The organism is Streptosporangium longisporum (assembly GCF_039534895.1).
Classification (GTDB): Bacteria; Actinomycetota; Actinomycetes; order Streptosporangiales; family Streptosporangiaceae; genus Streptosporangium; species Streptosporangium longisporum.
Map to the genome: position 1 here is coordinate 63,616 of NZ_BAAAWD010000022.1, position 19,859 is coordinate 83,474.

General features: G+C 71.3%; 19 protein-coding genes and 1 pseudogene. 9 read left to right on the plus strand and 11 right to left on the minus strand.

The genetic code is table 11. The features are described from left to right. Positions 1-32 precede the first annotated feature (32 nt). The 4 genes from ABD832_RS35695 to ABD832_RS35710 form a co-directional block, all read right to left on the minus strand. On the minus strand, positions 33-1,334 hold the full coding sequence (locus ABD832_RS35695) for a hemolysin family protein (RefSeq protein ID WP_344904890.1): 1,302 nt from the start codon (positions 1,332-1,334) through the stop codon (positions 33-35). Then, entirely contained in the window at positions 1,331-1,813 is a 483-nt protein-coding gene (gene ybeY / locus ABD832_RS35700; RefSeq protein ID WP_344904893.1) for an rRNA maturation RNase YbeY, read from the minus strand. Before ybeY ends, ABD832_RS35695 begins: the two co-directional genes overlap by 4 nt. Positions 1,814-1,868: 55 nt before the next feature. After that, positions 1,869-2,933, minus strand: coding sequence for a PhoH family protein (locus ABD832_RS35705; protein ID WP_344904896.1), 1,065 nt, complete (start codon positions 2,931-2,933; stop codon positions 1,869-1,871). A gap of 92 nt (positions 2,934-3,025) precedes the next feature. Then, positions 3,026-3,376, minus strand: a complete 351-nt coding sequence (locus tag ABD832_RS35710; protein ID WP_344905417.1) for a histidine triad nucleotide-binding protein — start codon at positions 3,374-3,376, stop codon at positions 3,026-3,028. A gap of 283 nt (positions 3,377-3,659) precedes the next feature. Here ABD832_RS35710 and ABD832_RS35715 point away from each other — a divergent pair, with 283 nt between their 5' ends. Both ABD832_RS35715 and ABD832_RS35720 read left to right on the plus strand, forming a co-directional pair. Next, positions 3,660-4,139 carry a SigE family RNA polymerase sigma factor gene (locus ABD832_RS35715; RefSeq protein WP_043655278.1) on the plus strand — a complete coding sequence of 160 codons (480 nt, stop codon included), beginning with the start codon at positions 3,660-3,662 and terminating at the stop codon, positions 4,137-4,139. Then, positions 4,136-4,813, plus strand: coding sequence for a hypothetical protein (locus tag ABD832_RS35720; RefSeq protein WP_344904899.1), 678 nt, complete (start codon positions 4,136-4,138; stop codon positions 4,811-4,813). Before ABD832_RS35715 ends, ABD832_RS35720 begins: the two co-directional genes overlap by 4 nt. A gap of 130 nt (positions 4,814-4,943) precedes the next feature. Here ABD832_RS35720 and ABD832_RS35725 read toward each other — a convergent pair whose 3' ends face one another. The 3 genes from ABD832_RS35725 to hrcA all read right to left on the minus strand — a co-directional run bounded on the left by ABD832_RS35725 (position 4,944) and on the right by hrcA (position 7,945). Then, complete coding sequence (locus ABD832_RS35725; RefSeq protein WP_344904902.1) at positions 4,944-5,684, minus strand: 16S rRNA (uracil(1498)-N(3))-methyltransferase; 741 nt, start codon at positions 5,682-5,684, stop codon at positions 4,944-4,946. A gap of 93 nt (positions 5,685-5,777) precedes the next feature. Then, complete coding sequence (gene dnaJ / locus ABD832_RS35730; protein WP_344904905.1) at positions 5,778-6,917, minus strand: molecular chaperone DnaJ; 1,140 nt, start codon at positions 6,915-6,917, stop codon at positions 5,778-5,780. A gap of 14 nt (positions 6,918-6,931) precedes the next feature. Next, on the minus strand, positions 6,932-7,945 hold the full coding sequence (gene hrcA, locus ABD832_RS35735) for a heat-inducible transcriptional repressor HrcA (RefSeq protein ID WP_344905420.1): 1,014 nt from the start codon (positions 7,943-7,945) through the stop codon (positions 6,932-6,934). A gap of 181 nt (positions 7,946-8,126) precedes the next feature. Between hrcA and ABD832_RS35740 the strand changes: the two genes are divergently transcribed. The 3 genes from ABD832_RS35740 to ABD832_RS35750 are packed head-to-tail and all read left to right on the plus strand — an operon-like array spanning position 8,127 to position 10,831. Beyond that, the gene (locus ABD832_RS35740; protein WP_344904908.1) at positions 8,127-9,119 is read left to right on the plus strand and encodes a hypothetical protein; all 993 of its coding nucleotides are present in this window, start codon (positions 8,127-8,129) and stop codon (positions 9,117-9,119) included. Between the two features lie 57 nt (positions 9,120-9,176). Then, positions 9,177-10,019, plus strand: a complete 843-nt coding sequence (locus ABD832_RS35745; RefSeq protein WP_344904911.1) for a DUF3097 domain-containing protein — start codon at positions 9,177-9,179, stop codon at positions 10,017-10,019. Then, positions 10,016-10,831, plus strand: a complete 816-nt coding sequence (locus ABD832_RS35750) for a DUF4870 domain-containing protein (RefSeq protein ID WP_344904914.1) — start codon at positions 10,016-10,018, stop codon at positions 10,829-10,831. Before ABD832_RS35745 ends, ABD832_RS35750 begins: the two co-directional genes overlap by 4 nt. A 97-nt stretch (positions 10,832-10,928) precedes the next feature. Here ABD832_RS35750 and hemW read toward each other — a convergent pair. Together hemW and ABD832_RS35760 are read right to left on the minus strand one after the other, a co-directional pair. Further along, positions 10,929-12,141 (minus strand): annotated as a pseudogene (hemW, locus tag ABD832_RS35755) (radical SAM family heme chaperone HemW). A gap of 165 nt (positions 12,142-12,306) precedes the next feature. Next, the gene (locus ABD832_RS35760) at positions 12,307-12,930 is read right to left on the minus strand and encodes a hypothetical protein (RefSeq protein WP_344904917.1); all 624 of its coding nucleotides are present in this window, start codon (positions 12,928-12,930) and stop codon (positions 12,307-12,309) included. A gap of 722 nt (positions 12,931-13,652) precedes the next feature. Here ABD832_RS35760 and ABD832_RS35765 point away from each other — a divergent pair. Beyond that, complete coding sequence (locus ABD832_RS35765; protein ID WP_344904920.1) at positions 13,653-14,936, plus strand: glycoside hydrolase family 18 protein; 1,284 nt, start codon at positions 13,653-13,655, stop codon at positions 14,934-14,936. Between the two features lie 178 nt (positions 14,937-15,114). Here the strand turns inward: ABD832_RS35765 and lepA are convergent, their stop codons facing one another. Continuing rightward, complete coding sequence (gene lepA / locus ABD832_RS35770; RefSeq protein WP_413224479.1) at positions 15,115-16,947, minus strand: translation elongation factor 4; 1,833 nt, start codon at positions 16,945-16,947, stop codon at positions 15,115-15,117. Positions 16,948-17,021: 74 nt separating this feature from the next. On the opposite strand from lepA, the gene ABD832_RS35775 reads away from it, so the two are divergent. Further along, positions 17,022-18,023: a glycoside hydrolase family 18 protein gene (locus tag ABD832_RS35775; protein WP_344904926.1), complete on the plus strand. Its 1,002-nt coding sequence runs from the start codon at positions 17,022-17,024 to the stop codon at positions 18,021-18,023. 177 nt (positions 18,024-18,200) lie between these two features. Next, a complete protein-coding gene (rpsT, locus tag ABD832_RS35780) occupies positions 18,201-18,476 on the plus strand; it encodes a 30S ribosomal protein S20 (RefSeq protein ID WP_344904929.1) in 276 nt (91 codons plus the stop codon). A gap of 84 nt (positions 18,477-18,560) precedes the next feature. On the opposite strand, the gene holA is transcribed toward rpsT, so the two are convergent. Then, positions 18,561-19,532 (minus strand): DNA polymerase III subunit delta, encoded by a 972-nt coding sequence (gene holA, locus ABD832_RS35785; RefSeq protein ID WP_344904931.1) that lies wholly within the window; start codon positions 19,530-19,532, stop codon positions 18,561-18,563. Positions 19,533-19,642: 110 nt separating this feature from the next. Between holA and ABD832_RS35790 the strand changes: the two genes are divergently transcribed. After that, entirely contained in the window at positions 19,643-19,798 is a 156-nt protein-coding gene (locus ABD832_RS35790; protein ID WP_344904934.1) for a hypothetical protein, read from the plus strand. The last annotated feature ends 61 nt before the right edge of the window (positions 19,799-19,859 follow it).

Consider the following 19,859-nt stretch of genomic DNA (forward strand, 5'->3'; position numbering starts at 1 on the left):
CGGTGACTTGAGAGCGCGGCCGGCGCTGCCCGTCACTGGTCGGCAGGTGCCGGGACCGCCTCGTCCTCCGCGGGCACGAACCTGGTCACCAGGACCGTGCCGATCCGGTTACGCCGTCCGGCCAGGCTCTCGGCCGTCAGGCTGAGCCCCCCGACCACGGCATGGGAACCGGCGATCGGCACCCTGCCCAGCGCGTGCGCCAGCAGGCCGCCGACGGTCTCGACGTCGTCGATCTCCAGTTCGATGCCGAACAGGTCCTCCAGGTCGCCGACCGGGAGCCTGGAGGTCACCCGGACCGCCCCGTCCTCCAGCGGCTCGACCCGGGGGGCCTCCTGGTCGTACTCGTCGGCGATCTCCCCGACGATCTCCTCCAGGATGTCCTCGATGGTGACCAGACCGGCCGTGCCGCCGTACTCGTCGATGACGATGGCCTGGTGGATCTGCCGCGCCTGCATCTCGCGCAGCAACTGGTCGATCGGCTTGCTCTCCGGCACGTAGGTGGCCGGGCGCATCAGCGACTCCACCGGTTCGGCGCGGCCCTCGTCGCCGGTGTCCTGCACCCGGCGCGCGATGTCCTTGAGGTAGGCGATGCCGATGACGTCGTCCTCGTTCTCGCCGACCACCGGGATGCGGGAGAAACCGCTGCGCAGGGCCAGCGAGAGCGCCTGGTTCAGCGTCTTGCCGCGCTCGATGAACACCATGTCGGTACGGGGCACCATGACCTCGCGGACCAGGGTGTCCCCGAGCTCGAAGACCGAGTGGATCATCTCCCGCTCGTCGGGCTCGATGACCCTGCGCTCCTCGGCCAGGTCGACCAGGTCGCGCAGCTCGGCCTCGGAGGTGAAGGGCCCCTCGCGGAAGCCCTTGCCGGGCGTCACCGCGTTGCCGAGCAGGATCAGCAGCTTGGGCAGGGGACCGAAGATCCGGGTCAGCCCGTACACCAGGGGCGCGCTGGCGAGTGCGATCGGCTCGGCGTGCTGGCGGCCCAGCGTGCGGGGCGAGACCCCGACGATCACGTAACTGACGACGATCATGACGGCCGCGGCCGCCGTGTAGGCCCAGCCCTGGTCGCCGAGCCAGTCGATGAAGAGCAGCGTGGCGATCACCGTGGCGATCAGCTCGCAGCTCAGCCGGAGCAGCAGCAGCAGGTTCAGGTAGCGCGGCGGGTCGGCGACGATGGCCTGCAGGCGCACCGCGCCCCGCCGCCCCTCGCGGACGAACTCCTCCGCGCGGACCCGTGAGATGCGGGTCAGGGCCGTCTCCGCGCTGGCGATCAGCCCGCCGACCACGACGAGCAGGATCGCCGAGAACAACCACCCGTTGGCGAGGTTCACCGCTGGGTGCGCACCTCCCGCCATGACTCAAGAAGCTCTCCCTGCAGGGAGAACATCTCCTTGTGCTCCTCGGGCTCGGCGTGGTCGTAGCCGAGCAGGTGCAGGATGCCGTGCGTGCACAGCAGCTCCAGCTCGGCCTCGGTACCGTGACCGGCCTCGGCCGCCTGCTTGGCGGCCACCTGCGGGCAGAGCACCACGTCGCCCAGGAGCGCCGGGTCGGTGGGCGCGTCGCCCTCCTGCCGGGCGCCCGCGCCCGGACCGGGACGCAGCTCGTCCATCGGGAAGGCGAGCACGTCCGTGGGCCCCGGCTCGCCCATCCACTGCTCGTGCAGCACGGACATGGCCTCCTCGTCGACCACCAGGATCGACAGCTCGGCCAGCGGGTTGATGCCCATCCGCTCCAGCACGTACCCGGCCAGCGAGACGACGCCGCCCTCGTCGATCTCGACGCCGGACTCGTTGTTGACCTCGACGCTCATCGGCCGTCTCCCGCTCCCCGGCCGCCGTGCCCCCCGGGGACGGGCGCGAACGCCCTCATGTCCTCTCCCGGGGACGCTGCTTGCCGGCCATTCCCTTGATCTGCGGCGCGCTCTGGCGCTGCGCCTCGTCGTAGCGCCCGTAGGCGTCCACGATGTCGCCCACCAGCTTGTGCCGCACCACGTCGGCGCTGGTCAGACGGGAGAAGTGGATGTCCTGGACGCCGTCGAGGATGTCCTGGACGACCCGCAGGCCGCTCTGCGTGCCCCCGGGAAGGTCGACCTGGGTGACGTCACCGGTGACGACGATCTTCGAGTTGAAGCCGAGCCGGGTCAGGAACATCTTCATCTGCTCCGGCGAGGTGTTCTGCGCCTCGTCCAGGATGATGTAGGCGTCGTTGAGCGTACGGCCGCGCATGTAGGCCAGGGGCGCGACCTCGATCGTGCCCGCGGCCATCAGCCGGGGGATCGAGTCGGGGTCGAGCATGTCGTGCAGCGCGTCGTACAGCGGCCGGAGGTAGGGGTCGATCTTCTCGTAGAGCGTGCCGGGCAGGAAGCCCAGCCGCTCGCCCGCCTCCACCGCCGGGCGGGTGAGGATGATCCGGTTGACCTTCTTCTCCTGGAGGGCCCTCACGGCCTTCGCCATGGCGAGGTAGGTCTTGCCGGTGCCCGCCGGGCCGATCCCGAAGACGATGGTGTACTTGTCGATCGCGTCGACGTAGCGCTTCTGGTTCACGGTCTTCGGGCGGATGGTCCGGCCCCGCGAGGAGATGATGTCCAGCGAGAGCACCTCGGCGGGACGGTCGGAGGTCATCCGCAGCATGGCGATGCTGCGCTCGACCGCGTCCGCCGTCAGCTGCGCGCCTCCCCGGACGAGCTCGGACATCTCCTCGAAGAGCCGCACCACGGTGCTGCTCTCCTCGGGGCTTCCGGTGATCGTGATCTCGTTGCCCCGGACGTGGACGTCGGCGCGGAAGGCGCCCTCGATGACGCGCAACAGCTCGTCGCGCGAGCCCAGCAGGCTGACCATCGACTGATCGTCCGGAATCACCACCTTCGCCTGGGTGCGGCCGGAGCCCCTGGACTTGGACGGCGTTCTGCTGGAATCGTTTGTCTCGGACATGAGCGGGCCTTACGGCCTGTTCGCCTCCAGATATAGGCGCGGAACTTCACCGCCATGGTATCCGCCATCGCGACGATCGCGCCTATCGGTTTTCAGCCGGGCGGCCAGTTCAGCCCGCGCCCGCCGATCACGTGTCCGTGCACGTGGAAGACGGTCTGACCGGCCTCGGGACCGGTGTTGAACACCAGCCGGTAGCCCGTCTCGGCGACGCCCTCCAGCCGGGCGACCTCGTGCGCGGCGGCGAGGACCTCCTCGGCCAGGCCGCCCCCGGCGGCGGCCAGGGCCGCGACGGTCGGGTGGTGGTCCCTGGGGATCACCAGCACGTGGGTCGGCGCCTGGGGGTCGACGTCACGGAAGGCCACGGTGCGGTCGGTCTCGTGGACGATCTTCGCGGGGATCTCCCCGGCCACGATCCGGCAGAACAGGCAGTCGGCTTCGCTCACCATGCAGGCACCTTACCGCCGAGGACGTTGCGAATCGGTGATGGTTCCGGTCGGCAAACAAAGATCCACCCGGATATGGTGGATGTGCAAAACTTCAACCACGACAGCCCTTTGCGCGCAGCACCATATGGCCGCCTGGCGAGGACACGACTGGGTCATGCCCCCTAATGAACCGGAAGAGCGTAAACCCTCTGGGAAGGCCAAGCGTCCCACTGATGTGACCACCGAGACCCTCGTGGCCGACAGGTCGCTCGGGGCGGTGCCCGTCGGATGGGATGCCGACATGGCCGTTACCGCGCTCTACAGCGCGCACTACCGGTCTCTTGTCCGGCTTGCCGTCCTGCTCGTCCGCGACATGGCAACCGCGGAGGAGGTCGTGCAGGACGCGTTCGTCGCCATCCATGGCGCCTGGCGTCGCCTGCGCGACACCGACAAGGCACTGGCCTACCTGCGACAGTCGGTCGTGAACCGATCACGTTCGGTGCTTCGGCACCGGGCGGTCGTCGAGAAGTACGCGCCCAAGGGCATGCCCGACGCGCCGAGCGCCGAGAACGGCGCGATCGGCGAGTTCGAACGATCCGCCGTCATCGAGGCGCTGCGCGGGCTGCCCGCACGCCAGCGGGAGGCCCTGGTCCTGCGTTACTACGGAGATCTGTCCGAGGCTCAGATCGCCCACGCGATGGGCATCAGCAAGGGCGCGGTCAAGAGCCACACGGCTCGCGGCATGGCCGCCCTACGAACCTCACTGGAGCAACTGTCATGACCGACTCCCCGGATGAGTACGGCGAGCTCCTTCGCCGTGCGCTCAACGCGGAGGCGAACTCGGTCGTTCCCTCCCCGGACGGGCTGGAGATCATCCGCACCCGCATCGAACGGCGCGGGATCCGCGGGCTGATGTGGTGGCGCGCCGGGGTCTCCGTCGCGGGCGCCGTCCTCGTCGCGTCCACCGTCGTCATGGTGGTGCCCGAGCTCCGCGAGCGGGTGATCCCCTCGGTGGACGCCGGGCAGGTCAACTTCACCGAGTCGACCCCGCCCGACGGGTCGGCCACCTCGCGTCCCCCGGCCCCCTCGACACCGGCCGCCTCGAACCCGGCCCCGCTCCCGATCGTCTCCCGGTCGGCGACCCCGCCCGCGCCGGAGCCCACGTCCTCCAGGAGCGCCACCGCGAGCCCTAGGCCGTCCGCCAGGCCGACCTCGACGACGGCGAAGCCCCGGCCCACGCCGACGCCCCCCTGCCCCACCCCGCTGGACGGCGAGCCCATCGAGGGCGGAGAGGGCGCCGAGCCCCCCGAGTGGTGCGAGGACGCCTCGGCGACGGCCACGCCGACGCCCACGCAGAGCCCCTGCTCGGCGGAGGACTGCTCGCCGGGCAACGAGGTGTCGCCCCCGACGCCGACCGAGCCGGCCACCCCCGTCCCGACCCCGACCGGCACCTAGCCGTCACCGGGCCGGTCCCGATCGTCGTCCGGCCGTCGTCCGGTCGCTTTCACCGGCCGGCCGGTGTCATCGGCGGACCGGTGTCGTCGGCGGGTGTCGCCCGGCGTTCGTCGCGGGGCGGCGTCCCGGGTCACCAGCGGCCGCTGCGGGCCTGGAGCACCGCCGCCGCGACGACCCCGGCCGTCGAGGTGCGCAGCACCGTCGGGCCGAGCAGCACCGGTGACGCCCCGGCCTCCCGGAACGCGGTGATCTCCTCCGGGGAGATCCCGCCCTCCGGGCCGACCACCACGACGATGTCGCCGCCCGCGGGGAGCGCGAGGCCGGACAGCGCGAGGGCCGCCTCCTCGTGCAGGACGACGCCCAGCGCCGCGGCCGAGAGCAGGCCGGCGACCTTCGCGGTGGTCGCGAGCTCCGTCACCTCCGGCAGGTGGAAGCGGCGGGACTGCTTGCCCGCCTCGCGGGCGGTGGAGCGCCAGCGGGCCAGCGCCTTGGCCGCGCGCTCGCCCTTCCACTGGGTGACGCACCTGGCGGCGGCCCAGGGGACGATCACGTCGACCCCGGCCTCCGTCATCATCTCCACGGCCAGCTCGCCCCTGTCGCCCTTGGGCAGCCCCTGGACCACGACCAGCCGCGGGGAGGGCGCCGGCAGGTCGTGGCGGCGCAGCACCTCGACCCGGAGCGAGTCCTTGCCGGCCTCGACCACCACGCATTCGGCGACGAGGCCCGCACCGTCGGTCAGGTCGAGCCGTTCCCCGGCCCGCAGCCGCCGTACGGCCGCCGCGTGGCGTCCCTCGGGGCCGCCGAGCACGAACTCCGTCCCGGCCGCCCCGGCCAGGTCGGCGCGCTCGGCCAGGAAGACCGGAACGCTCATGACGCGCCGGGCCGGGCCTGCCCGGCCGATGGGGCCGACCGTCGAGTCGACCTGGTCGGTAAGGGCATTGGGAGCGCTGTCCGGGTCATCTCGTCAGCGGCCGTTGAAGGCGTCCCGCAGCCGGGAGAAGAAGCTCTGCTGGCCGGGCGCGAACTTGCCCGGCGGGCGCTCCTCGCCGCGGAGCCTGGCGAGCTCCCTCAGGAGCTCCTCCTGGGCCGCGTCCAGGCGGGTGGGGGTCTCCACGTTGACGTGGATCAGCAGGTCACCGCGGCCGGTCTCGTTCAGGCGCTGCACCCCGCGGCCGTAGAGCGGGATCGTCTGCCCGGACTGCGTGCCGGGACGGATGTCCAGCTCCTCGGCGCCGTCCAGCGTCTCCATGGTCAGGATGGTGCCGAGCGCCGCCGCGGCCATCGGGATCTGCACGGTGCAGTGCAGGTCGTCGCCACGCCGCTCGAAGGTGTCGTGGGGGCGCTCGACGATCTCCAGGAACAGGTCGCCGGGGGGGCCGCCACCGGGACCGACCTCGCCCTCACCGGCGAGCTGGATGTGGGTGCCGTCCTCGACACCGGCCGGGATGCGGACCTTGATGGTCCGCCGGGTACGGACCCGGCCGTCGCCCGAGCACTCCTGGCAGGGGTTGCGGATGATCGAGCCGAAGCCGCCGCACTGGGGGCAGGGACGCGACGTCATGACCTGGCCGAGGAAGGACCGGGTGACCTGGGAGACCTCACCGCGTCCGTGACACATGTCACAGGTGTCGGGGTGGGTCCCGGCGGCGGCACCGGAGCCGGTGCAGACCTTGCAGACCACCGCGGTGTCGACGACCAGCTCGCGGGTCGTGCCGAAGCCCGACTCCTGCAGGTCCAGCTCGACCCGGATGGTGGCGTTACGCCCGCGACGGGCGCGCGACCGGGGCCCCCGGCCGCCTCCGGCACCGGCGGCGCCGAAGAAGGCGTCCATGATGTCGCTGAACGGGAACCCCGCGCCGAAGCCTCCGGCCCCCGGGCCGCCCGAGGAGAACGGGTCGCCGCCCATGTCGTACATCTGGCGCTTGCTGGAGTCGGAGAGGACCTCGTAGGCCTGCGTGATCTCCTTGAACCGCTCCTGGGTCTCAGGGTCGGGATTGACGTCGGGATGCAGCTCTCGCGCCAGGCGGCGATAGGCCTTCTTGATCTCTTCCGCACTGGCGTCACGGCGCACCCCGAGGGTGCCGTAGTAGTCGCTCTTAGCCACTTTTCGTTGACCTCTTAGGATGCAGCCAGGATCTGGCTGACGTAGCGTGCCACCGCGCGCACCGCGCCCATCGTGACCGGGTAGTCCATACGCGTCGGGCCCAGCACACCGAGCCGGGCCAGTTGCTTGTCCCCAGAACCGTATCCGGCGGCGACGATGGACGTGCCCTGGAGTCCGGTATAGGGGTTCTCCGAGCCGATCCGCACGGTCAGCGCCGACAGGTCGGAGGTCTCACCGAGCAGCCGCATGAGCACGACCTGCTCCTCCAGGGCCTCCAGCACGTCGCGGAGGCCGACGGTGAAGTCGGCTCCCGCCAGGTTGGCGGCCCCGGCAAAAACGATCTTCTCATCGTGCTTCTCCACCAGCGACTCCAGCAGCACCGACAGGATCGTGGCCGCGAGCGGCCGGTCCTCGGGCGAAAGCCGCTCGGGCAGGTCGGCGACCCTGTCGGGGACGCCGCTGAGCCCGCACCCGTCCAGGGAGGTGTTGAGCACCGCGCGCAGGTGGGCCACCCGCTGCTCGTCGGCGACCTCGGGCAGCTCGACCACCCGCTGCTCGACCCGGCCGGTGTTGGTGATCAGCACGAACATCAGCCGGTGCTCGCTCAGCGGCACCAGCTCGACGTGGCGGACCGCCGAGTTGGTCAGCGTCGGGTACTGCACCACGGCGACCTGGCGGGTCAGCTGGGCGAGCAGCCGCACCGTCCGCATGACGACGTCGTCGATGTCCACGGCCCCGGCCAGGAAGCTCTCGATGGCCTTGCGCTCGGCGCTGGAGAGCGGTTTCACCTGGGACAGCCGGTCGACGAAGAGCCGGTAGCCCTTGTCGGTGGGCACCCGGCCGGCGCTGGTGTGGGGCTGGGCGATGTATCCCTGTTCCTCCAGCACGGCCATGTCGTTACGGATCGTCGCCGGTGAGACCCCCAGGTTGTGCCGGTCCGCCAGCGCCTTGGAACCCACCGGCTCGTTGGTGGACACGTAGTCCTCGACGATGGCGCGTAGCACCGCGAGCTTCCGGTCGTCGACCAACGTGGTCACCTCCCTGCCTGCGTCCGAGGGAAACACGAGGTCTGGCACTCTGTGTTCCCGAGTGCCAAGTGTACGGCCCCGGCGCGAAAGGCGCGATAAGCAAGAGCTGCGGATGGTCCCGCCAAGCCGTTGTTAAGTCAACTGCTATCGCGATCCAAGGCGAAGCCACCACAATCCGTATATGTCCAAAGATTTTGGTTCTTTCCCGGGAGGCGCGGCCGGTGACCCCGGTCACGGCGCCCCCCAGCAGCCATATGGTCCACCCGGCGGGCAGCCGTACGGACAGCCCGGGTACGGGGGCGGGCCGGGCCCGCAGCCGTACGGCCAGCCGGGTCAGCAGCCGTACGGTCAGCCGGGCCAGCCGGGTCAGCCGGGCCAGCAGCCCTACGGCCAGCCCGGTCAGCCGGGTCAGCCCGGTCAACAGCCCTACGGCCAGCCCGGTCAGCAGCCCTATCACCAGGGTGGGCAGGGTCACCCGTCGTACCCGGGCGGGCAGCAGCCCTACCAGGGCGACCCCTCCTACGGTCACGCGCCTCCCGGGTACGGCACCCCGCAGGGACCGCCGTCCACGGGGAAGACGGGGAAGATCAAGCCCGGCATCGGGTGGATCGTCGGGGCCTGGCTGGTCGCCGCGCTCAGCGTCGTCGTCGGCATCGCAGGGTTCGCCGGGGGCCTGTCCGGCGCGGTCGACTCCGCCCCCAAGACGTCGTTCGTCCCCGGCCAGGAGACGACGGTCAGGCTCGATCCCGCCGACAAGCCCGCCCTCTACGTCTCCACCGCCGGCCCCACCCGGTTCGAGTGCTCCCTCACGGGCGGCACCGGCACCCCGAGGCTGCAGAAACCGGCCGGGCGGACGACCGTCTCCGGGGCGAACGGCATCTCCTGGGAGCTGGGCCTGCGGATCGGCGTGGACAAGGCGGGCGACTACCGGATGACCTGCGCCGCCGACCCGGCCGAGGGCACCACGTTCGGCGTGGGCCGGGAGTTCGCCACCGGAGCGCTGGTGGGCGGGGTGGTCGCCCTGTTCGCGGTGCCCGGCGTCGGCATCCTGCTGGCCATCGTGGTGACGATCGTCGTCCTGGTGAAGCGGGGCAACGCCCGCAAGCGCCAGGCGTCCGCCGCGGCGTCGGCGGCGGCGGGACAGTGGGCGGCACCGGGACCGTACGGCAGGTGACGGTGGCTTTTGCTAGCGTCCCACGTGATCCCGGCGAGAGAGGGTGGACGGTCGTTGATGTACGAGCGTGACGTTCTGGCGCAAGACTGGCGGCGCCCCCGCCGGGGGACGATCCCCCAGGTCCCCGCCGAGCTCGACCTGGTCGTCGAGGACGCCGACGGCGGCTTCTGCGGCGCCGTGGTGGCCTGCGACAAGGAGGCCGTCACCCTGGAGGACCGGTTCGGGCGCCGGCGGGTGTTCCCGCTGGAACCCGCCGCGTTCCTGCTGGAGGGCAAGGTGGTGACCCTGGTGCGGCCGGCCGCCGCGCCGCGCGGCCCGCGGCGGAGCGCCTCGGGGTCCATCGCGGTGGAGGGGCTACGGGCCCAGGTCGCCCGGGAGAGCCGGATCTACGTCGAGGGCGTGCACGACGCCGCCCTCGTGGAGAAGGTCTGGGGGCACGACCTGCGGGTCGAGGGCGTGGTCGTGGAATATTTGGAGGGGGTCGACCACCTGCCCTCCATCGTCGAGGAGTTCGCTCCGGGGCCCGGCCGCCGGCTGGGGGTGCTCGTCGACCACCTGGTCCCCGGCTCCAAGGAGAGCCGGATCGCCGCCCAGGTCTCCTCACCGCACGTGCTGGTCGTCGGGCATCCCTTCGTGGACGTCTGGCAGGCGGTCAGGCCGCAGGTGCTGCGAATCCCCGCCTGGCCCTCGGTGCCGCGCGGCGTGCCCTGGAAGGAGGGCGTCGTGGCCGCGCTGGGCTGGAACGTCGAGACCGGCGAGGCGTGGCGCCGCATCCTCGGATCGGTCACGACCTACGCCGACCTGGAACCCGACCTGCTGGGGCCGGTGGAGGAACTCATCGACTTCGTGACGATTCCCGGCGAGGATGAGCAGGCCGTCGACCCCCGGGAGGGGACATGAACGAGCAGGCCGAGGACCGGCCCGGCGACGACCGGACGCGACGCATGGACGACCCCGGGGCATGGCCCGGTGCGGCCGGTGGGGCCACTGAGCCCGGTGGACCCGGTGGACCCGGTGGACCCGGTGGGCCCGGCCGGGACGCGCCGCACCAGGGGTACGGGCCGGACGACCGGGACCGCACCGGCCCGGGGCGTGGCCACGAGCCGACGGCACCCGGGTACGGATGGCCCCCGGGGCAGGACCAGGGACCGGGATACGGCCAGGAGTACGGTCAGGGTTACGGCGGAGGACAGGGGTACGAGCAGGGATACGGCCAGGGGTACGGTCACCCGGCCGGCTCCCCGTACCAGCCCGCCCCTCCCCCGTACGGCACCGGCGCTCCGGGCATGCCGGGCGGTCCCGGTGACGTGTACCGGCCGGGCCACCCGTACGACGGGTACGCCCCGCCCGGCTATGGCCACCAGGCGCCGCCGGGGACGTACGGGCCGCGGCCGGGCAGCGACGACACCACCATGGCGCTGCTGGCCCACCTGCTGGGGCTGCTGACCTCCTTCATCGGCCCGCTGGTGCTCTACCTGGCCAAGAGGGACGGCTCGCCCTACGTGCGCGACCAGGCGGCCGAGGCGCTCAACTTCCAGCTCACGGTGCTGATCGCCTACGTGGTCTGCTGCGTCCTGGCGTTCGTCCTCATCGGGTTCGTGCTGATGTTCCTGCTCTGGATCGGGTCGCTGATCATGGCGATCGTCGCCACGGTGGCGGCGAGCCGGGGCGAGAGGTACCGCTATCCGATGACCATCCGGTTCGTGAGCTGACCCCGGGCGGATCGCCCGGGGCCCGAGAACCGGGGACCGGCCGTCACGGGACGTCGTGAGCCGTCATGAGCCGTCACGGATCGTCACGGACACGGTCTCAGGTGAGGTCGCGGACCAGCGCGTCGGCCAGCAGGCGGCCGCGCAGCGTGAGCACCGCCCGTCCCGCCTTGAACGGCTCGGTCTCCAGCAGGCCGTCGGCCAGCGCCCGGGCGACCACGGGGGGACGTTCCAGCTCGCCGAGCGGGAACCCGCGGGAGAGCCGCAGCTCCAGCATCAGCCGCTCCACCGCCCGGTCCTGCGGGCCCAGCACCTCGCGCGCGTGCGCCGGGGAGTCCCCCGAGGCCAGGCGCCGCGCGTAGGCGGCGGGGTGCTTGACGTTCCACCAGCGGGTGCCGCCGACGTGGCTGTGCGCCCCGGGCCCGACCCCCCCACCAGTCGCCGCCGGTCCAGTAGAGCAGGTTGTGCCGGCAGCGTCCCGCCTCGGAGGTCGCCCAGTTGGACACCTCGTACCACTCGAACCCGGCCTCGGCCAGCATGGCGTCGGCGATCAGGTAGCGGTCGGCGGCCACGTCGTCGTCGGGCATCGGGAGCTCGCCGCGCCTGATCCTGGCCGCCAGCCTGGTCCCGTCCTCGACGATCAGCGAGTACGCCGAGACGTGGTCGGGCCCGGCCTCGATCGCCGCGGCCAGCGACGCGCGCCAGTCGTCGTCGCTCTCCCCGGGGGTGCCGTAGATCAGGTCGAGGTTGACGTGCTCGAACCCCGCCTGTCTGGCCTCCCGTACGGCGTGCGCGGCGCGGCCGGGGGTGTGGCGGCGGTCCAGCACCTGGAGCACGTGCTCGCGGGCGCTCTGCATCCCGAAGCTCATCCGGTTGAACCCACCGGCGCGCAGCACGGCCAGGTAGGCGGGGTCCACCGACTCGGGGTTGGCCTCGGTGCTCACCTCGGCCCCGGGGGCGAGCCCGAACTCCTCCTCGATCGCCGTCAGGATCCGCACCAGGTCCCCGGCGGGCAGGAGGGTGGGGGTTCCCCCGCCGAAGAACACGGTCTCGACCGGCAGGGGCGTGGTCCCGAGGATGGCCCGTGCCCGCCGTACCTCCTCGACGGCGGTGTCCGCGTAGTCCCTCTGCGAGGCGCCGGGGCCGAGCTCGGACGCCGTGTAGGTGTTGAAGTCGCAGTAACCGCACCGGGTCACGCAGAAGGGCACGTGGACGTAGAAACCGAAGGGCCGCTCGCCGAGCCCGGCGAGCGCGCTCCGCGGCAGCTCGCCCGAGGCGGGCACCGGATCCCCGTCGGGAAGTGTGGATGGCACGCCCCAAGTCTGCCGCCCCCGTCGCGATGCCCGGTACATCCTCCCGGTCCGGCCGCCCCGCCCACCCCGGGCGAGGTCCCCGATGCTGCGCCGCCCGGGTGGGGCCGTTCCTCGGTACGCACCTACCTGGGCGGCCTTCGTGACGTCCGGCGCCCCGCCCGGGGGTCAGATCTCGTGGTCGTCGCGTTCCGGCAGGCCGTACCGGCGGGCGAGGGGGTTCCACAGCCGCAGGAAACCCCGCTTGGCCGTGGTCGCCTCCTCGGAGAAGGCCAGGCCGCGCCGGTAGTCGTCGTCCTCGATCCGGCCGCGGTCGCAACCGGTGTTCCGGCGGGCGGCCCAGGCGAGGAAGGCCTCGTCGGCCTCGAAGGAGGCGGTCAGGGCCTGGGTGAGACGTTCCTTGACCGCGTCCCCGTCGTCGAGCGCGCCGGTGCCCAGCGCGTTCGCCTGGATCACCTGCTCACGCCGGGCGTCCGTGATCCGCTGGAGCACGGCGAGCGCGCCCGCGGTGTCCTCGCAGGAGCGGAGCCCCTCCAGGGCGTCGCCGAGGCCGGATCGGGAGCCGCCGCTGTCGGCGAGCAGCGCGTCCAGGACCCTGGCCTGCGACTCGGCGTCCTCGGGGCCACCGGGAGGCCGTCCCGCCACGGGCGTGCCCATCTCGGCCTCGGCGCGGGCGCCGGTGGCCACGATCGGCACGCCGCCCGTCGCGACCGGGCCGTCGCCGCGCGGGGCGAACCAGGCGGTGCCCGCCGCCACCAGCGCCGTCGTGACCAGCGCGGCGATCGTGACCACGGGCCAGACCCGGCGGTCGGCGGGGGGCCGCCTGCGCCCGTACCGCCCGTCGTCACCGTCCCGTCCCCGGCGAGGCGCCCGCTCTCCGGGGTCGGGTGACCAGCCTCCGGGGTCGGGTGACCGGCCTCCGGGGTCGGGTGACCGGCCCCCGGGCTCGAATGACCGGCCCCCGGGTTCCGGTGACCGGTCCCGCCCGTCCGTGTGCAGGTGCCGCTCCTCCCTGGGGAGGTGCTGCTGCCAGTCGGCCGGGTCCTGCCGCCACTCCTCCGGCGGGACCCGCCCGCCTCCTGTCAGGCCCTCTGCCGAGTCCCCAGCCGAGTCCCCTGTCGAGCCTCCCGCCGAACCGCCGGGTACGGGCCCGCCGGGAGAAGGCCGGTCGGCGAAGGGCCGTTCGGAAAAGGGCCGGTCGGTGAAGGGGTGGTCGGCGGAGGACCGGCCGGGAAGGGAATGGCCGGGAAGGGGCCGGTCGACAAGGGACTGCGCCGGCGGGTGCGGGACCGTCGGCGCCCCGCATCGGGGACACTGCCGCCGCCCTTCCATGGGGGCGCCACATCGGTTGCAGAACGCCTGCTGCTCCATGTCTTACAACGGTAGTCGAGAGCTTCGCCTTCCACCTGTCAAAACGCCGCTCACCGTTGACGCCCCGATCACCCAGGTCTACGATCCGGGAAAACTTAAAGGAAAGTTTCCTATAAGTTACTTCCCGAGCAGTGGAGAAGCCCGTGCAGAGACTCCTCCGGCACATGATCGCGGCGGTTCTCGCCGCGGGTCTCGCGGCGGTCGCCGTACCCGCCCCGGCCCAGGCGCACGACCAGGCCCTTCAGGATCGCGGTGACCGCTTCAAGCGGGTCGCGTACTTCATCCAGTGGGGCATCTACGGCCGCAACTACCACGTCAAGGACATGGACACCAGCGGCGCCGCCGCCAAGCTCACCCATATCAACTACGCCTTCGGCTTCGTCAACCCCGAGGGTGACTGCTACTCCGCCGACCCGTGGGCCGACTGGCAGCGTCCGGTGCCCGCCGAGCAGAGCGTGGACGGCGTCGCCGACGCCGAGGGACAGGCGCTGAGCGGCAACCTGAACCAGCTCAAGAAGCTCAAGGCCAAGCACCCCGGCCTCAAGACGCTGATCTCCCTCGGCGGCTGGACCGGCTCGAAGTACTTCTCCGACGCCGTGCTGACCTCCGAGGGCCGTGCCCGGCTGGCCTCCTCCTGCATCGACCTGTGGCTGAAGGGCAACCTGCCCGGCACCGCCCCCGGCAGCGGCGCGGGCGTGTTCGACGGCATCGACCTGGACTGGGAGTGGCCCGGCTCCTCCGGCAACGACGGCAACATCATCCGTCCCGAGGACAAGCGGAACTTCACCCTGTTCGTCACCGAGCTGCGCCGCCAGATGAACGAGTTCGACCGGCGTAGCGAGCTGACCGCCTTCCTGCCCGCCGCGGCCGCGAAGATCGACGCCGGCTTCGAGGTGCGCGACGTCTTCAAGCAGCTCGACTTCGCCACCGTCCAGGGCTATGACCTGCACGGCTCCTGGGAGACCGTCACCGGCCACAACGGCAACCTGTTCAACGACCGGCGCGACCCGAACCCGGTGAAGTACAGCGTGGACCAGACCGTCCGCGACTACCTGACGCGCGGCGCCCCGGCGAGGAAGATCGTGGTGGGCGTGCCCGCGTACGGCCAGGGCTGGACCGGGGTCACCGGCGGCAGGAACGGCCTGTACGGCACCGCCACCGGACCGGCACCGGGCACCTTCGCGGCCGGTAACGAGGACTACAAGATCCTCGTGAACAAGCCGGGCAAGCGCTACCGTGACCTGCTGACCGGGGCCGTGTGGCTCTACGACGGCAACGAGTTCTGGTCCTACGACGACCCGGCCTCGCTGACGCAGAAGGCGGCCTACATCCGCCTGAAGGGCCTGGGCGGATCGATGATGTGGTCCATCGACCAGGACGACGCCAAGGCGTCGCTCACCACCGCGCTCTACCGCGTCCTGCGCTGAGCGATCCTCACGTAGCGATCTCACGTACGGGCGGGGCCGCATCGGATCCGGGTCACCGGACCACCGGCGGTCCCGCCCTCCGCGTTCCGGGCACGGGCCTGTCCGCCCGCCCACGTCCCGGACGCGGAGACCTACCGCGCCCGCTTCCCGGGCTCACCGGAGGAGAAGGCCCCGCCGCTCACTTCTTGGGCGTGGAGGACTCGGTGGAGAGCGCGGCCACGAACGCCTCCTGGGGGACCTCGACGCGGCCGACCATCTTCATCCGCTTCTTGCCCTCCTTCTGCTTCTCCAGCAGCTTGCGCTTACGGGAGATGTCGCCGCCGTAGCACTTGGCGAGGACGTCCTTGCGGATGGCGCGGATGTTCTCCCGGGCGATGACCCGGGCACCGATGGCCGCCTGGATGGGCACCTCGAACTGCTGCCTGGGGATGAGCTCGCGCAGCTTCTTGGCCATCTCGACCCCGTACGCGTATGACTTGTCCCGGTGCACGATGGCACTGAAGGCGTCGACGGCCTCGCCCTGGAGAAGGATGTCGACCTTGACCAGGTCGGACTCCTGCTCGCCCGAGGGCTCGTAGTCCAGCGAGGCGTACCCGCGGGTGCGGGACTTGAGCTGGTCGAAGAAGTCGAAGATGATCTCGCCGAGCGGCATGGTGTAGCGGATCTCGACCCTGTCCTCGGAGAGGTAGTCCATCCCCTGCAGGTTGCCCCGGCGGTTCTGGCAGAGCTCCATGATCGCGCCGATGAACTCCGAGGGGACCAGCACGGTCGTCTTCACCATCGGCTCGTAGACCTTCTCCACCTTGCCGGTGGGGAACTCCGAGGGGTTGGTGACGACGACCTCCTTGCCGTCCTCCATGATCACCCGGTAGACCACGTTGGGCGCGGTGGAGATGAGCGAGAGGTTGAACTCTCGCTCCAGCCGCTCGCGGACGATCTCCATGTGGAGCAGCCCGAGGAAGCCGCAGCGGAAGCCGAAGCCCAGCGCCGCGGAGGTCTCCGGCTCGTAGTCCAGGGCGGCGTCGTTGAGCTGGAGCTTGTCCAGGGCCTCGCGGAGCTCGGGGTAGTCGTCCCCGTCGATCGGGTACAGGCCCGAGAAGACCATGGGCTTGGGGTGCTCGTAGCCGCTGAGCGCCTTCAGCGCCGGTCGCGTCACCGAGGTCACCGTGTCACCGACCCGGGACTGGCGGACGTCCTTCACGCCGGTGATCAGGTAACCCACCTCGCCGACGCCCAGCCCCTGGTCGGCGATCTTCGGCTCGGGCGAGATGACGCCGATCTCCAGCGTCTCGTGGGCCGCGGTGGTGGACATCATCAGGATGCGCTCGCGCTTGCCCAGGTGGCCGTCCATGACCCGGACGTAGGTGATCACGCCGCGGTAGGTGTCGTACACCGAGTCGAAGATCAGCGCACGGGCGGGGGCGTCGGCGTCGCCGACCGGGGCCGGGACCTTGTCGACCACGTGGTCCAGCAGCTCCCGGACGCCCACACCGGTCTTGCCGGAGACCCGCAGCACGTCCTCGGGCTCGCAGCCGATGAGGTGGCAGATCTCCGCGGCGTACTTCTCCGGCTGGGCCGCGGGAAGGTCGATCTTGTTGAGCACCGGGATGATCGTCATGTCGTTGTTCATGGCCAGGTAGAGGTTGGCCAGGGTCTGCGCCTCGATCCCCTGCGCGGCGTCGACCAGCAGGATCGCGCCCTCGCACGCCTGCAGGGACCGGGAGACCTCGTAGGTGAAGTCGACGTGCCCGGGAGTGTCGATCATGTTGAGCACGTAGTCGGTCTCGCCGACCTTCCACGGCAGCCTGACCGCCTGCGACTTGATCGTGATGCCGCGCTCGCGCTCGATGTCCATCCGGTCGAGATACTGGGCCCGCATGGAACGGGCGTCGACCACCCCGGTGATCTGCAGCATGCGATCGGCCAGGGTCGACTTGCCATGGTCGATATGGGCGATGATGCAGAAGTTGCGGAGCACAGCGGGGTCGGTCTGGCCAGGCTGAATGCGCACCGGGGTCCGTTTCAACAGATTGATGACGATCATACGGCTGGCATGCCAGCCGTCTTCCATGGTGACATGTCCGGGTGATTGCCCGGACCAGAGCACGGCGCGGCCTGCGGTTCCTCGCTACGGTGGCGGCCCTGCTCCTTGCGCTTCCCGGGGTGGCCGTGGCCACCCTCACCCTGCAGTTTACCGGGACCCCGGCCCGCTGGGCCAAGACCACCGGTCACGACGCCCTCTGGCTCGGCCACGCCTGGGTCGACGGCCGCAAGACGGCCGAGGACGTGCGGGCGCTCGCCGGCAGGCTCCGCAGGACCGGCATCAAGGACGTGTACGTCCACTCCGGCCCGTTCGACGGTGACGGGACGCTCCCCGCCGCCAAGCACCCGAAGGCGGCCGAGTTCCTCAAATGGTGGCGCGAGGAGTCGCCCAAGGTCAGGGTGTCGGCCTGGCTGGGACAGAAGGTCGACGGCGTCCTGGACCTCGACGACGCCGCCACCAGGCAGCGCGTGCTGGACGGCACGCGGGCGATCATGGCGCTCGGCTTCGACGGCGTCCACTACAACTTCGAGCCGATCGGCGACGGCGACGCCGAGTTCCTCGACCTGCTGACCAGGACCCGCCCGATCGTGGGCGACGGCCCGCTGTCCACCTCGACCCCGCAGATCGAGCCGTTCCCGCTCGTCCGCCCGGCCGCGCGGGCCGTCACGGGCCGCGACAAGTACTGGTCCCCCGACTACTTCGGGCAGGTGACCAGGCTCGTCGACCAGGTGGCGATCATGACCTACGACTCCTACCTCCCCTACCCGGCCGTCTACGGCGGCTACGTCGTCCGGCAGACCTCTCTGGCACTGGGGCTCGTCCCCGCGGACAAGACGCTGCTGATCGGCGCCCCGGCCTACCACGACCACGGCGTCCCCTGGGCCGACGCCGCCGAGAGCGTCGAGAAGGCGGCCAGGGGCGCCCGGCTGGGGCTGACCGCGCACGGGAAACCGCGCGAGCGGTTCGGGCTGGCGCTCTACGTGGACTTCGCGGCCACCAAGGAGGACTGGTCGGAGTACGACAGGTTCTGGTTCAGACCGTGAGGATCATGCAGATCGTGGTCCGAGCCGCCGTCACCACACGCTAAACTGATCAGGCATCCTTCTGCCTGGCCTGTCGATTTGAGCGGCGACCTCGGCAGTTGGTAGCCTAGTCAACTGCGTGTGGCGCGCCCTCTCTGCCCGCGCGCCCCATCCGACGACATTCACCGAGGCTTCTTCGTGGCGAACATCAAGTCCCAGATCAAGCGCAACCGGCAGAACGAGAAGGCCCGGCTGCGCAACAAGGCTGTCAAGTCTTCCCTGAAGACGGCCATCCGCAAGTTCCGCGAGGCCGCCGACCAGGGCAACCTCGATGAGGCGGTCACGCTTCAGCGCGCCGCCGCCCGCCAGCTGGACAAGGCCGCCAGCAAGGGCGTCATCCACAAGAACCAGGCCGCCAACCGCAAGTCGGCGATCGCCCAGCGCGCCGCCGCCCTGTCGACGGCCGCCAAGTAGTCCCAGGATCCGCGGACGCCGCACCCCGCCCGGGGTGTGGCGTTTTTGCGTTCCCGCGATAATTCGGTTCCCGCGAAGGGACGTCTAGCGTCCGGTGCGGTTGGCGACCACGGTCTGGATCATGTGCTCCAGCGCGTACGCGGGGTCGGCGCCGCCGCCCTTCACCTGCGCGTCGGCGGTGGTGGCGGCCTGGATTGCGCGGGCGAGCCCTTCCGGCCCCCAGCCGTTCAGCTGCCGCTGGACCCGCTCGATCTTCCAGGGCGGCATGCCGAGGCGACCGGCGAGCTGGGCGCCCCGGAGGTTGCGGGGGGCGCCTCCCACCTTCGCCAGCGAACGCAGCCCCCCGGCGAGCGCGCTCACCAGCAGCACCGGGGCCGTCCCGGTCGACAGCGCCCAGCGCAGCTGCTCCAGGGCGTCGCCCAGGCGTCCCTCGACCGCCGAGTCGGCCACGGTGAACCCGCTCACCTCAGCCCTGCCACGGTGGTAGCGCGCGACGGCGGCCTCGTCGATCGTCTTGCCGGGAGTGTCGAAGGCGAGCTGGTTGCAGGCGGCGGCGAGCTCGCGCAGGTCGTTGCCGACCGCGTCGAGGAGCGCGGCGGCGGCGTCGGCCCCGATGGTGCGCCCGGCCCGCTTCAGCTCCGCCTTGACGAACGCCAGCCGCTCGGCCGGCTTGGTCATCTTGACGACCGGGACCACCCGCGCCCCGGCCTTCTTGACCCCGTCGACCAGCGCCTTCCCCTTGACCCCGCCGGGATGGACGAGGACCAGTACGGTCTCCTCGGCCGGGTGGGCCGCGTAGGAGACGACCTCGGTGATGACGTCCTTGACGAGGTCCTGGGCCGAGCGGATGACCACCACGGACCTGTCGCCGAACAGCGAGGGCGACGTCATACGGGTCAGCTCTCCGGGCTCCACCTTGGCACCGGGCAGGTCGTGCACCTCGGCGGTCGGGTCGGCCGCCCGGGCCGCCGAGGTCACCTCGGCGACCGCGCGGTCGGCCAGCAGTTCCTCGTCGCCGAGTATCAGGATCACGGGTGCCGGATCGGTTGCCGCCATGCCGAGCAGCATGCCATGTATTCGTGGCGACCGGTCATCGCGTCAAGCCGTTCGCAATCGGAATGCAGGTGCCCCGGGGCAACCTGAGAACACCGAAGGAGGTGAGAACCATGACAAACTCCACTATTCGCCGCCACGCCTGCCCCCGCTGCGGAACGACCCTCGACGAGGGTCCGATCATGTACCGCTGCGCGCGCTGCAGCAGGTCGGTCTACGCCGCCGACGTGGACACCGAGTTCCGCCGCCCGGCCGGTCCCCGGGCCTGATCCGCACTCCCCCATCGGGCCGCACCGAGGCCTGACCCGCGCCACCCTGGCCAGGGACCCC